Origin of the sequence: Pontibacter toksunensis (genome assembly GCF_042686245.1) — a bacterium.
GTDB classification, from domain to species: Bacteria; Bacteroidota; Bacteroidia; order Cytophagales; family Hymenobacteraceae; genus Pontibacter; species Pontibacter toksunensis.
Map to the genome: position 1 here is coordinate 298,719 of NZ_JBHUOX010000004.1, position 13,048 is coordinate 311,766.

A 13,048-nucleotide genomic window follows, 5' to 3' on the forward strand; every position below is an offset into this window, starting at 1 on the left:
CAGCCTTTGGGTTTAAATTTCAGGCTGATGTATCTGATTGATTAACCATCTTAACCAATAAAATTATGTCAAAAAACACGAATCCTCAGCAAAACGAGGGAGGGCTGCTAAAGTCCTTGGGCAACCCCATGCAGCGACGCACATTCTTCCGATATGCTGGCGCCACGGCTGCCGCCACTACACTTTTACTGACAACCTCCTGCGAGAACGAGGACGATATCACCCCGCCTATGGACGGAGCCGTTGACTTAGGGTCAGGTGATGTTGGCATCCTGAATTATGCTTACGCATTGGAACAACTGGAGGCAGCTTTCTACACAGCCGTTGTGGCAGAATCTGCATCAGTTCTTTCTTCTGATGAAATGATGGTGATGCAGGACCTGAAGGCACATGAAATAGCGCACCGCGAACTGTTTAAAACTGCTTTAGGCCAGAATGCCATTCCTGCCCTGGAGGTAGATTTCAGCACGATTAACTTCAAAGACAAAAACAGTGTTCTGCAGACTGCCAAAACCTTCGAAGACTTAGGCGTAGCCGCTTACAACGGTGCCGGTAAATTACTTACAGATACCGGTGCGGGTTTAGACTACCTTCTGCTTGCAGGCAAAATAGTGTCGGTTGAAGCAAGGCATGCTGCTGCCATTCACGACATGATCAGCAACAATAGCAGAGCCTACGGCGAAGTCCTGATTGACGCAAACGGACTTGACAGAGCCATGTCCCCAACCGAAGTACTCGGTGCCGCTTCAGCCTTCATCAAAACAGAAATCGACTTTAGCAACTTACCACAATAAGCAACAGGAGGAAAAAGACATGAACATATTTAAAATAATCAAGGATATAGAGAAAGTGGACAGCGAGGTGTATGACCGACTTTCTTCCCGCCGACAGGCATTCAGCAGCTTCGGTTCTTTTGGTAAGAAAGTAGCGCTGGCAGCAGTTCCTATTGCCATGGGTACTATGTTCAAGAAAGCCTATGGCCAGTCGAGCAGCAGCATTGCCGATGTATTGAACTATGCCCTGACGCTGGAGTACCTTGAGTCTGAGTTTTACCAGCAGGGTTTGATGGCAAGTGGTGCCATTGCAACCGAAAACAGAGCATTTTTTGAAGATGTACGCGATCACGAAATGGCACACGTGGCTTTTCTGAAGACTGCGCTACAAAGTATGAATGTCACTCCGGCAGCCAAGCCAACTTTTGACTTCTCAGCCGGTGGTGCTTTCCCTGACTGGAACTCAAACCCTGCCACCTTCCTGGCGCTGGCACAGGCTTTTGAAGACACCGGCGTGCGAGCTTACAAAGGGCAGGCAGCAAACCTGGTAAGCAACAGCGATGTGCTGACTGCTGCCCTGCAGATACATGCCGTAGAGGCACGCCATGCTGCCATCGTACGCAGAATTCGTGGGCTGAAAGGCTGGATTACGGGTGATGAGCGCGGTGCCGGAATGCCTGCACCTACTCAGGCCGTATATGCCGGCGAAGGACAGACAATGCAGGCTAATATTGATGTGCCTGCTGTGTCAGGCATTGCAGCCCCCTTGGTAACAGAGGCCTTCGACGAACCGTTGACAATGAGCGCGGTTATAGACATTGCCAGCCTTTTTATTGTTTAATTCTTTGTTATTCATGGTGTAAAAAAGAGAGTCTCAGTTCTGTGGCTCTCTTTTTTTTCCACTTTCTGCAACTCCTTTGCCTGATGCTCCTGTGATTTGAAACAGATCAGTAAAGCAGCCTATGAAAGAACTTCTTTTTCATAGGCTGCTTTACTGATCTGAAGGCGCAGAACGGTATACCTGCTCAAGTAAAAAAGCTATACTTCGCAAAATCTCCTGCCTCCTGCTTCCTGCCCGGCCACCATGTCCGTTTCAGGTAAACACTTTTTACAAAAAATTTTTTTGAACCTTTACCGCTGGCAACAAGCTAACTTATTCTCTTTGAGCAAATTGATGTTTAAACTTCTGCCTTAGCTGTTCCTGCTATAATATTCAGAATAAAATATTTTACACAAACTTGTAAGTGACCACTTACTTTTGTAATTTTGCGTCGTATAAGGAGTGCATCCATAACAGACACATTAACTTAAAGAATTTTAGAAAACAATGCTTGAGTACATTAAGACCATTTTATTGAAAGTAAGTTTTGATAAGATGTTGTTTGAAAAGGAGTTAAGAAAGGCTTTTAAAGTTCTGGCAACAGAAGAGCTGCAGCAACTCAAACAGTGGTGTTACGATCAGTTTTCAGGAATGTATCTCATTATTCTAAACAAAGTTTTCACCAGAGCATCGGCAGCATAGCCAAGTCTTATTTCTTAATTTCTGGTTGTTGCTCCACAAAGTGGATGTTACGCAGCAAGCCGCTGTAGCCGGTTCGCTTTACAGCCGACTTCTTGAATAAGACTGCAAATACCTCCTGCGTCAGCTCCTGCCAATCATTCACTTTCATTTCCTTTAGGTGTGGATGCGGCGCAAAGGCAGGCTCTTTATGAGGTTTGCTGAAGCGGTTCCAGGGGCACACATCCTGGCAGATGTCACAACCAAAAACCCAGTTTCCATATTTCCCGTGCATCTCCTGCGGCAGTTGATCTTTCAGTTCAATTGTAAAGTAGGAGATGCATTTGCTTCCATCCACTACATAAGGCTCTGTAATGGCACCTGTCGGGCAGGCATCCAGGCAGCGGGTGCAGGAGCCGCAGTAATCTTTAATGGGCCCATCCGGCTCCAGTTCCAGGTCAACAATCAACTCTGCGATAAAGTAGAAGCTGCCCACCTGTGGCGTGATGAGATTGCTGTTTTTGCCTACCCAGCCAAGGCCGCTTTTCTTCGCCCATGCCTTGTCCAGCACCGGGGCTGAATCTACGAAGCAGCGGCCGCCTACCTCCCCTATCTCCTCATTAATATAATGCAGCAGCTCTTTCAGTTTGTCTTTGATGACAAAGTGGTAATCGGTGCCGTACGCGTACTTCGATATCTTATAGGTATCCTCCTCCGGCTGTGTTTCTTCAGGGAAGTAGTTCAGCAGCAGCGACACCACTGACTTCGCCCCCTCTACCAACAGGCGCGGGTCCAGGCGCTTGTCAAAGTGGTTCTCCATGTAGTGCATCTGCCCGTGCATGTTCTGGTTCAGCCAACGCTCCAGCCGGGGCGCCTCCTCCTCCAGAAACTCTGCCTTAGACACGCCACAGTACATAAACCCCAGCTCCTTCGCCTTCTGCTTTATCAGATGTGTGTATTTCTGTTTATTCAAAATATATTACTCTAATCGCTGCTTCTGTTCCTCAACAAAACTACGGGAAAATAAATCCATAATCTGCAGACACTCGCAGAAGCTGCGACAGCCTTGTATGCAGGTGCTATAAAAAAACATTGGTGAAACCACACAGCAGTGGCGAAAAGTTGTCTCGGTTTCACCAATGGCCCTTGGCGGATGACGTTTTGGCATGTGTACCTCCCGCGAGTGCTTGTGCATACCATGAGCTTTGGCTTACTGAGTGACAATAAAAAAGCAGGCCCGGGGCCTACTTCTTAAATAAACGTAATCACAAACAGCTATTAATTTTCAGTCTGGTCAAATAAGCCACCGCCCGTAATCTGCTGCGGAGGTATTTTCCCTAAGTGCCTGTAAGCGGCCTCTGTCGCCTCACGGCCGCGGGCAGTACGTTTAATATAGCCTTCCTGAATCAGGAACGGCTCATATACTTCTTCAATAGTCTCTGCTTCTTCGCCACAGGCCGTTGCAATAGTGGAGATACCCACAGGGCCACCTTTATACTTATCAATGATGCAAAGCAGGATGCGCTTGTCCATATCATCAAGCCCGTTGTGGTCTACATCCAGCGCATGCAGCGCAAACTTTGCAATGTCTACTGAGATGGTTCCGTCACCTTTTACCTGCGCAAAGTCGCGGGTACGGCGCAGCAGGTTGTTGGCAATACGCGGTGTGCCCCGGCTGCGACGGGCAATTTCAAAGGCAGCATCGTCATGTATAGGCGCACCCAGCAACATCGACGAACGCTTCACGATTGATGTTAACAGCTCAGAGTCATAGTACTCCAGGCGGCTGTTGATGCTAAAGCGGGCACGCAGTGGCGCTGTCAGCAAACCGGAGCGCGTGGTGGCACCAATAAGGGTAAACGGATTGAGGCTGATTTGAACAGAACGCGCATTCGGGCCGGAATCCAGCATGATATCGATCTTATAATCCTCCATGGCCGAGTACAGGTACTCTTCCACGATAGGGTTCAGACGGTGAATCTCATCAATAAACAGCACATCGTTCGGCTCCAGGTTCGTTAGCAAACCTGCCAGGTCACTGGGTTTGTCCAATACAGGCCCAGAGGTCATCTTGATACCAGAGTTTAGCTCCGCCGCAATGATATGCGACAGCGTTGTTTTACCCAGTCCCGGAGGTCCATGCAGCAGCACGTGGTCCAATGCCTCGCCTCTGCGCCTTGCCGCCAGCACAAATATCTTCAGGTTCTCCACCACCTTCGCCTGACCAGTAAAGTCACTAAAGCTCAGGGGGCGAAGTGCCTTGTCTATGTCGCGTTCAGCTGGCGATAAATGTTCTTTCTCGCCTGTGAGATAATCTTCTCTCATTGTATATTCTCTAATTTCCTGCAGCTTCTGCTCTCTTGAAGGTAACAGAATCAGCTTTACTTTTGCTCCATTTCAGCCTACTAATTTACTGATTTTTGCTAATAATATTATAGTTGTTCACCATAAATCTAATGTAATTAGCAAAATTAGTCTTAGCATATCGTTTCTCGGCCAATGTTATAATAATGTTTCTCCTGCGTCTATTCTTTCCAGCGTGCGCAGTTCCAGCGAATGTCTGTGTCCTAAATATCCGCCAACAGACGCAAATTATTGCGTTTCCACATAACAGGCAAGACATTACAGGCTTGGAAGACACTTCAAAGTAGCGCACTATATACGAAACAGCAAAGGCAGCTAAATGTAGCTGCCTTTGCTATACTTCAATATTTTAACCCGAACAACGAATATCGGGCAACGAGTAACGACTATTTAAACGCTTGAATACCCGTAATATCTGCTCCCGTGATCAGCAAATGAATGTCATGCGTGCCCTCGTAGGTTATCACTGACTCCAGGTTCATCATGTGGCGCATGATTGGGTATTCACCCGTAATACCCATGCCGCCGTGGATCTGACGCGCTTCGCGGGCGATGTGCAGGGCCATGTCCACATTGTTGCGCTTGGCCATAGAGATCTGCTGCGTCGAAGCTTTGCCTTCGTTCATCAGGGTGCCCAGGCGCCAGGCGAGCAGCTGTGCCTTTGTTATTTCCGTCAGCATCTCCGCCAGTTTCTTCTGGGTAAGTTGGAAACCGCCAATTGGTTTATCAAACTGAACACGCTCCACACTATACTTGCGTGCCGACTCGTAACAGTCGATGGCAGCACCGATAGCACCCCACGAAATACCGTAGCGGGCAGAGTCAAGGCAGCCAAGGGGACCTTTCAGCCCATCAACGTTTGGCAGCAGGTTCTCCTTCGGCACTTTCACGTTATCAAATACCAGTTCGCCGGTGGTGCTGGCGCGCAGGCTCCATTTGTTATGGATTTCAGGGGTAGAAAAACCTTCCATACCACGCTCCACAATCAAGCCTTTGATGCGGCCTTCCTCGTTCTTCGCCCATACAACAGCCACCTGGCATTCCGGCGAATTCGAAATCCACATCTTGGCTCCGTTCAGCAGATAATGGTCTCCCATGTCTTTGATGTTGGTAACCATACCACCGGGGTTAGAACCAAAATCCGGCTCTGTAAGGCCGAAGCAACCCAGCCACTCGCCGCTAGCTAGCTTAGGCAGCAAACGCTTCCGCTGCTCCTCCGAACCATACTTATAAATAGGATACATCACCAGCGAGCCCTGCACGGAAGCCGTAGAGCGCATACCGGAATCGCCCCGCTCTATCTCCTGCATGATGATGCCGTAGCTGATATAATCGAGGCCGCCTCCGCCATACTCTGTCGGAATGGTCGGGCCAAAAGCACCCACGTCTCCAAACTTCTTTACAATCTCAGACGGAAAGTGCGCCTCCTGCGCCCACTGTTCAATGTTCGGGGAGATTTCGCGCTTCACGAAATCGCGCATGGTCTGCCGGATAAGTATATGTTCTTCAGTAAGCAGGTCGTCGATGTTGAAGTAATCAGGTGCTCCTGCGGATTCGTATGCCATGGTTTTATTTTAGCTAGTGATAATGCGTGCTATGCAAATATAGAATTTTCGCCCATATCTGCCCTAGAACTAGGTACGAAACACGCGGGGCACAAGGATGTTCTATAATACCTCTTCAGGCAGTTGCTTATGTCTTTTACATGTCTTTAAGCTGAACCTGGAAACGCTGTTCTAGATATCATTGTCCAGAACTAAACCTGCTGCGGACATCCGTGTCTAAGTGGCAAGAAAGGTTAGTTTCAGGAAATTGGAAATCACCTTCAATTGCTTCCAGGCTATAAAGTATAGAAGAGCAACAGTGCTGCTCCGGACGTTCTTGTTAAAAAACGTTACCCTAAAGTCATATTTAAGTTTCAACGGGACTAAAGCTTGGCTTGTCCATCAAAGGTTATACCGCAGTGTTTTAAGGCGATAAAATAAAAAAGCCCCGTCGAACAGGCGGGGCTTTCACAAAGCATTAAAAAATCAACTCCTCTAATTGCCACACTCCCTGATCAAGCAGGAAAAGCAGCACCTGGTTCAATCTTAAAACTTAAGCCCTACAGACAAAAGGTAATTGCGGGTAGCCTGTGGAAAGTAGAAGTTTTCGGTGATGGGTGCGCCACCTGCAATGTAGCTGAAAGTATAACCGTTGGCTGCATAAAGCTCATTGAACACATTATTAACCAACAAGCCCAGTTCCAAGTCCTTCAATACGTTCTTGAAACCAATGTTGTAGCGCAGGCGAAGGTCTCCTACCTGGTAAGCCGGGATAATGCGGCTCTCGTTCTCGGTATTATCCAGGTACTGCTTGCTCACCGACTTATAAATGAAAGCGGCACGCAGCCCTTTTAGTACCTGCACCTCCAGCTGATTTGTCGTTACCCATTTAGGCGAGAAAGCAATGGTTGTAGTACCATAGTTGTTCCGTGCCTGGTCACCGGTGTCATAATCGTCTATAAACTCGCTGAAGCCATTAATTTTGTTCTGACTGTAAGCAAGGTTGGTGGTAAAGGAAGCTACTTCTCCTAGTCTCATGGCTCCGGCTAGTTCTACTCCCTGGCGGTAGCTGTCGTCGATGTTGGTACGGGTGTAGGCACCCACATCGTTTATCTGCCCTGTCAGCACCAACTGGTTTTTATAGTTCATGTAGAAGTAGTTCAGCTCCACATTTGCTGTGAGTGCTTCCCCTGCCAAGTCTCCCAGTCCTAACACGCCACGGTAACCAGCCTCCACATTCTGCAGCGTTTCATGCTTCGGTCTGCTGCTTGGCGACGACTCTGTAAAGTCATCACGCACAGGCTCGCGGTTACTCACGGCGTATGAAGCATAAAGCTGGTGCCCCGGCTGCAGGCTATAGGTAACGCCCGCCTTAGGGTTCCAGAAAGTATAGTCAGCCTCCTGCGTAATGTTCGTCAAATCATTGTCGAAGCCCAAGAAGGAGTAGCTGACAGTACGCAGCTGCAAATCCCCAAACACGCTCAGCTTTTCCGTCAGGCCATAGGTTACTTTAGCAAAAATGTTGAAGTCCGTTTTCTTTCCATCGTTGTCATAGTAGTGGTCCCGGATGTTGGAGGTGGAAGCATAGCGTGCCCAGATAATCTCACCAAAGTGCCGGCCGTCGTACCTGTTCCAGGCACCTCCCAGTGTAGCTGTTAGACGGCTGTTTGGATTGTACTGCAGCGCGTACGTAGCACCATAGAAATCATTATCCAGCCAGCGGCGGCGAATGATATCGGACCTGGAGATGGTAGTGTCACCTAACTCTATGCCAGGCAAGCCATAGTTGGAGAGTCTGTCGTTTGCCTTGAACTGTTCATAATAACCACGCCCGTACGTATAGTGTAGGGCTCCGGAAAAGCTGAGCCCCGGCATGAAATCATGAGACAGATGCAACTGGTAATGATCCTGCTGGTAATTGTCAGTTTCGTTGTCGTAGGTATAGTAGTTGTAGCGGCGGCCAGAATTAAGTAAATTCTCCCGGTCAGCGCCTTCAATGTAGTTGCGGTCGATGTAGGCCTGCAGGTCGGCCGCATCACCATGTACCAGCGCCTCCGGTGTGCCGTACCATGCCTGGTAAGTTTGCTCGGTGCCGGAGAAGGTGATAAACTTTAATGAGGTTTTGTCGCTGTAGTAACCGCCCGAAAAGTAGAACGATTTCAGGTCGGAAGAGGCGCGGTCGATGTAGCCATCAGACTTGATGCGCGACAATCGCCCGTCAAAAGCAAACCTGCCGTTGATAAGGCCAGTGCCAAAGCGCACGTTATTCCGCCAGGTGTCGAAGGAGCCGTAGGTATGGTCTGTCTCGGCATAAGCCTCGCGGCGCACCTGCTGCGTCTGTATGTTAAGGCTGGCTCCGAAGGCACCGGCACCGTTGGTAGAGGTTCCTACGCCACGTTGCACCTGTATGTCTTCCACAGACGAGGCAAAGTCAGGCATATTCACGAAAAACACGCCATGGCTCTCCGGGTCATTTATCGGGATGCCGTTTACCGTAACATTGATGCGGGTAATATCGGAGCCGCGGATACGGATGCCGGTGTAACCTACTCCTGCGCCGGCATCCGAGTTCACCACCACCGATGGCACCTGCTCCAACAGGTAAGGCAAATCCTGTCCGAAGTTTCGCGCCTCAATCTCCTCCTGGCTTACGTTGGTAAAGGTGGTACCTGTGCGTTCATCGGCGCGGGTGGCTTGTACTACTACTTCACTTGTTTGCAGAGCCTGTGGTTGTAACACAACCTCTACCCGGGTATCCTGCTGCAGTGCCACCGTTACCCGCTTCTGCTCATAGCCAAGGTAACTCACCTTCAGGCTATAGTTCCCGGCTGGCAGGTTTTCAAATGAGAAATGGCCGTTGTCCCCTGCAGACACACCGGTGCCTGTCTTCTCCAGCACCACGTTGGCTCCACGCAGGGCTTCGCCTTGAGCTGAACTGGTTACCTGCCCGCTCAACTGATACTGGGCAAGCAACTGCATAGGCAACAGCGTTGCTGCCACTGCGATAAAAAATTTACGCATTTTGATTGAAATGAATTGGTGAAACATACAGGCCTGCCAGGGGTTAGCATCCTGTTAAATTTCGTTACCGTGTTTTCCCTTCGCCGGTATTACCCGTATCAGGTTCAATGGGTATGATCTCAGCCCGTTTTATTAAGGCACCCCTAAACTGCCCCAAAGGTAAGGGGCTTTAAATTCATATGCAAAGTTCAATTTCGTGGGCGCCGAAAAGATTTTTATACTCGCCGCTACACTCCTTCGCAAAATTTGCTTTCTACAGATAACCACAAAGGGCAAAAGTACGTTGTAAAACATACTAAGGCACCTTTCCCCTTACGTACTGAATTTGAATCCTTTGCCGCAGATATAAGCGGCATAACATTGAAAGTTTTAATGTATTACCGCGATGATGATTAGCATTATTTATACTGTAGCCCTTCTGACGATTCTCGCCTACTATGCATTCGCGCCACGCAACAGGTTTAACCGCCCGCCATCCCCAGACAACGACGACGACGGAGGCGAACCGCTAGGCGATGATTTGCCAGACATAGATCTTCCACCCGGCATTTCGTTGCCCATCAACGATTTCGAGCCGAAGTATGATTTAAGAAATATAAAGGTTCCCAAGTTCCCGGAGCCATCGTTGCACTAAGCACAGCTCTAAAAGCAGCGGCCCCAAAGGAATTTCATTTCCATTGGGGCCGCTGCTTTTTATTTGACAGGTACTTCTGGTACGGTTTACTTTTATAATTTCTGACTCGCGCCATACTTCCTTTCCGGGCCTAAAGCACTGTCAGGGTAAAAGTGCGCTCAAAGGTCTGACCTGGCCTGAGCTCTATTATTCCCTCCTTACTCTGCAACTCACCGGTGTCTCCTACCCGGCTGGCAATACCACACCATGGCTCGATGCAAACATAAGGTGACGGTCCCGGCTTAGCCCAGATCCCTAAGTATGGAAACCCTTCGAAGGTCATCTCTATGCGCCGCGTATTCGTGTTACTTGCCAGCGTTACCTTCTCCGAATTCAGGCGCTTCAGTACAATAGCATCTTTGTCGAAGTAGCTGTGGTCCAGAGGCAGCTTGTTGCTCTGCTCCAGCAAAGGCTCTGTCTCTCCGTTAAGGAGGCCCAGATCATTCAATAAATACCGCCTCGCCGTTTCCTCTTTTTCAAACTCGATGTAGTAGTCCTCGTAGCGCTCGTTCTGGTACAGGGGCACATTAAAACCAGGATGCCCCCCTACCGAAAAGAACATTCTTTCATGATCAGGGTTTGTCACCTGATAGGTTACGGAAAGCATGTTCTCTTTTAACTGAAAGGCGATAAGCAACCGGAACTTAAAAGGATACTGTTCCAGCGTTTCCTCATCATGCTCCAGCTCAAACACTAGTTTGCCGTGATGGTCATCCACCAGTTTAAACTCCTTGCGGCGCGCAAAGCCATGGCGCTTCATGTGGTATGTTTTGCCATTATAGGTATACTGCTGGTTCGGCAGCTCCCCGATAATCGGAAAGAGGTTTGGAGCATGGCTGCCCCAGATGGCCGGATCGGCAACCCAAATCAACTCCAGGTTCTCGTCCTTTTTCACAAAGTGCTGTAGCTCGGTCCCCAGGCTCTCTACACCCACTTTATAGCTATCGTTTTCTAAGATATGTATCATAGTCTGTTCTTTCAGAAGATTATTTAGTAAGCAGGGCATCCACGTGGCGGCAGGCAAGCTGAAGGCGCTCCTCCTGCTGGCCAAGTATCTCCACAAAAGGCACTTCCAGCGCCTGCAGCTCCCTTTTATACCAATCGTAGAAGAAACTCCGCAGGTGCGGATGTTCGCGTTGTGGATCCGGCTCCCAAGGCAAATCAACGCCCATGAGCAGGCAAAGGTTGTAGTTCTGCTGCTTTAGTTTTTCCAGTATCCAGGCGGGGCAGTGGCCGAAAGCATGTTCGCTCCATATCTTAAGCACCAGCAGGTCTGTATCTGAGAAAAGGACTTTCTTCGCCTGCTGCTGCATCTCCTGCTCCAGCGCCAGCTGCCCGTGGGCAATGGCCTCGATATCGGCTAAGGTGTAGGGCCTGCCCAGGTTGCCTACGTAAGTACGGGCATACTCCGGCACCCATACCGTATCATAGTGCCGGGCCAGTTGCTCCGCCAGTGTGGATTTGCCTGTAGATTCAGGTCCGGTAATCGCGATTTTCAGCATAGGGCAAAGGTCAGGATTACATTGCTTGCATGCATGAAAACTTTAATTTATAAAAAAAGCACGGGGTGTCGGGAAATATTTCCCGACACCCCGTGCTGATTAAAAAGCAGCCTCCTTACTGCTTATTGTTTTTTAAGTAAGAGTTTCACTGTCTTCACGCCGGAGTCGCTCATCATGCGGCCGATGTATAGACCTTCTGGAAGGTCCCTGCCATCTACCTCTACCTGATTCACCTCTCCTGCTCTGGCAGTACCGGCTTTCAGCTGTTTCACCACGCTGCCCTTCATGTCATAGAGGTTGATGGTGTAGTTCTCATCCTTCGCGAACCTGAACTCAATAGTCGCTTTGTCTGCGAAAGGAGTTGGATAAGCGGTCAACTGAGTACCTTCCAGTGTCTCCACGCCTTGCAGTGAGCTAACTGATGTGCTCGCAAGCTCTGCTCTTCCAAGTGGACAGCCTCTTTCGTTGGCTCTCTCCAGGTCGCTATGCACTGCAGTTGGATTACCAGATGCAAAGGCACCCTCTACCATAGCTTCAACCTGTGCTGTGGTGTAGGTATAATTCACATCTGCCGGGTCGCAGGCATTTAACAGTGCAGCAGCGGCATGACGGGCAAGGGCATTAAAGCCTCCACCACCTAAGTTCAGCGCCTCTAACAGTGTTAAGTCTTCATCCAGACCTCGGAAATTGCTCACATCAAACACATCGAAGAACAAGGTGGCATCAGCACCTGTAGGATCGTACCCGCAACCCCAGTTTCCGAAGTGATGTGCTTGTTTCCAGTAGCCTGGAGTACATCCTTCCAGCGGTCGGCAAGGGATAAATACTGGTGTAACGTAACCAGTACCCATACAACCTCTGTAATCAGTCACAACAACACTATACCTACCAGCCACTGTAGCATCAAAACTGGCCACATTGCCAGGATTGGCAGCTCCTGCAGGCACCGTCCAGACGTATGTATACGGCGCTAAGCCTCCGGTTGGACTAGCTGTTATTGTTACTGTAGGTGTAGTGCCGACACAGCGTGAAGGCGAAGCTACTACTCCCACTGTTGGAACAGGATAGATAGTGCCAGTCACTGGTGTTCTAGCACCCTCGCACTTGCCGATTATGCAGGAAACATAGAAGGTGGTAGTTGCTGTCAGGTTCGGAGTGTAAATAGGACCCTCGAATATAGGAGAGCCTCCTGTCGCAGTAGCGTACCACAGCAGTCTGCCACCCTCGCAGCCTGAGGCTCTCAGCGTCACTTGGCCAGGACCGCAGCGTTCGTCATTCTGCGCATATGGTTTACCTGGTGTCGGAGGAACTGGGTTGACATAGATGCAGCACTTGTCGGAGATACAGCCGTACTTGTTCTTCACTAGCACGCAGTACTCTCTGCCGCCGGCCAGGCCGCTGAACACTGGGCTAGCCTGCCAAGTGGCGCCGCCGTCGATGCTGTAGGTGTAGTACGCACCCAGCGGCGCAGTCACTGTAACCACTCCGTAAGGTGTCTCGCAGGTCGGATGCTTGGCTGTGAGCGCTGGCTTGGCTGGCTTGGCTGGAACTGGGTTGACATAGATGCAGCACTTGTCGGAGATACAGCCGTACTTGTTCTTCACTAGCACGCAGTACTCTCTGCCGCCGGCCAGGCCGCTGAACACTGGGCTAGCCTGCCAAGTGGCGCCGCC

11 protein-coding genes and 1 riboswitch are annotated in these 13,048 nt (G+C 49.7%); of the genes, 4 read left to right on the forward strand and 7 right to left on the reverse strand.

Annotated features, from left to right (window positions below; all coding sequences use genetic code 11):
- The first annotated feature begins 65 nt into the window (after positions 1–65).
- The 3 genes from ACFS7Z_RS07700 to ACFS7Z_RS07710 all read left to right on the forward strand — a co-directional run bounded on the left by ACFS7Z_RS07700 (position 66) and on the right by ACFS7Z_RS07710 (position 2,295).
- Positions 66–794 carry a ferritin-like domain-containing protein gene (locus tag ACFS7Z_RS07700; RefSeq protein ID WP_377483022.1) on the forward strand — a complete coding sequence of 243 codons (729 nt, stop codon included), beginning with the start codon at positions 66–68 and terminating at the stop codon, positions 792–794.
- Between the two features lie 19 nt (positions 795–813).
- Positions 814–1,614, forward strand: coding sequence for a ferritin-like domain-containing protein (locus ACFS7Z_RS07705; protein ID WP_377483025.1), 801 nt, complete (start codon positions 814–816; stop codon positions 1,612–1,614).
- A 486-nt stretch (positions 1,615–2,100) separates the two neighbouring features.
- Entirely contained in the window at positions 2,101–2,295 is a 195-nt protein-coding gene (locus ACFS7Z_RS07710) for a hypothetical protein (protein ID WP_377483027.1), read from the forward strand.
- A gap of 7 nt (positions 2,296–2,302) precedes the next feature.
- Here the strand turns inward: ACFS7Z_RS07710 and queG are convergent, their stop codons facing one another.
- From queG to ACFS7Z_RS07730, 4 genes are all read right to left on the reverse strand, one after another.
- Complete coding sequence (gene queG / locus ACFS7Z_RS07715) at positions 2,303–3,244, reverse strand: tRNA epoxyqueuosine(34) reductase QueG (protein ID WP_377483029.1); 942 nt, start codon at positions 3,242–3,244, stop codon at positions 2,303–2,305.
- Positions 3,245–3,549: 305 nt separating this feature from the next.
- On the reverse strand, positions 3,550–4,596 hold the full coding sequence (gene ruvB, locus ACFS7Z_RS07720) for a Holliday junction branch migration DNA helicase RuvB (protein WP_377483031.1): 1,047 nt from the start codon (positions 4,594–4,596) through the stop codon (positions 3,550–3,552).
- Positions 4,597–5,021: 425 nt separating this feature from the next.
- Positions 5,022–6,200, reverse strand: coding sequence for an acyl-CoA dehydrogenase family protein (locus ACFS7Z_RS07725; RefSeq protein ID WP_377483033.1), 1,179 nt, complete (start codon positions 6,198–6,200; stop codon positions 5,022–5,024).
- 525 nt (positions 6,201–6,725) lie between these two features.
- Positions 6,726–9,200 (reverse strand): TonB-dependent receptor, encoded by a 2,475-nt coding sequence (locus ACFS7Z_RS07730; protein ID WP_377483035.1) that lies wholly within the window; start codon positions 9,198–9,200, stop codon positions 6,726–6,728.
- Positions 9,201–9,258: 58 nt separating this feature from the next.
- A riboswitch (TPP riboswitch) is annotated at positions 9,259–9,355 on the reverse strand.
- Positions 9,356–9,585: 230 nt separating this feature from the next.
- Between ACFS7Z_RS07730 and ACFS7Z_RS07735 the strand changes: the two genes are divergently transcribed.
- Positions 9,586–9,834, forward strand: coding sequence for a hypothetical protein (locus ACFS7Z_RS07735; protein ID WP_377483038.1), 249 nt, complete (start codon positions 9,586–9,588; stop codon positions 9,832–9,834).
- Between the two features lie 130 nt (positions 9,835–9,964).
- On the opposite strand, the gene ACFS7Z_RS07740 is transcribed toward ACFS7Z_RS07735, so the two are convergent.
- The 3 genes from ACFS7Z_RS07740 to ACFS7Z_RS07750 all read right to left on the reverse strand — a co-directional run.
- On the reverse strand, positions 9,965–10,840 hold the full coding sequence (locus ACFS7Z_RS07740) for an aldose 1-epimerase family protein (protein WP_377483040.1): 876 nt from the start codon (positions 10,838–10,840) through the stop codon (positions 9,965–9,967).
- 19 nt (positions 10,841–10,859) lie between these two features.
- The gene (locus tag ACFS7Z_RS07745; protein ID WP_377483042.1) at positions 10,860–11,375 is read right to left on the reverse strand and encodes an AAA family ATPase; all 516 of its coding nucleotides are present in this window, start codon (positions 11,373–11,375) and stop codon (positions 10,860–10,862) included.
- A 122-nt stretch (positions 11,376–11,497) separates the two neighbouring features.
- Positions 11,498–13,048 (reverse strand): Ig-like domain-containing protein (locus tag ACFS7Z_RS07750; protein ID WP_377483044.1); only part of this gene is annotated, 1,551 nt, incomplete at its 5' end.

Coding starts and splice junctions, on each gene's coding strand:
- ACFS7Z_RS07700 (WP_377483022.1), top strand. CDS start 66: ATGTCAAAAAACACGAATCCTCAGCAAAACGAGGGAGGGCTGCTAAAG.
- ACFS7Z_RS07705 (WP_377483025.1), top strand. CDS start 814: ATGAACATATTTAAAATAATCAAGGATATAGAGAAAGTGGACAGCGAG.
- ACFS7Z_RS07710 (WP_377483027.1), top strand. CDS start 2,101: ATGCTTGAGTACATTAAGACCATTTTATTGAAAGTAAGTTTTGATAAG.
- ruvB (WP_377483031.1), bottom strand. CDS start 4,596: ATGAGAGAAGATTATCTCACAGGCGAGAAAGAACATTTATCGCCAGCT.
- ACFS7Z_RS07725 (WP_377483033.1), bottom strand. CDS start 6,200: ATGGCATACGAATCCGCAGGAGCACCTGATTACTTCAACATCGACGAC.
- ACFS7Z_RS07730 (WP_377483035.1), bottom strand. CDS start 9,200: ATGCGTAAATTTTTTATCGCAGTGGCAGCAACGCTGTTGCCTATGCAG.
- ACFS7Z_RS07735 (WP_377483038.1), top strand. CDS start 9,586: ATGATGATTAGCATTATTTATACTGTAGCCCTTCTGACGATTCTCGCC.
- ACFS7Z_RS07740 (WP_377483040.1), bottom strand. CDS start 10,840: ATGATACATATCTTAGAAAACGATAGCTATAAAGTGGGTGTAGAGAGC.
- ACFS7Z_RS07745 (WP_377483042.1), bottom strand. CDS start 11,375: ATGCTGAAAATCGCGATTACCGGACCTGAATCTACAGGCAAATCCACA.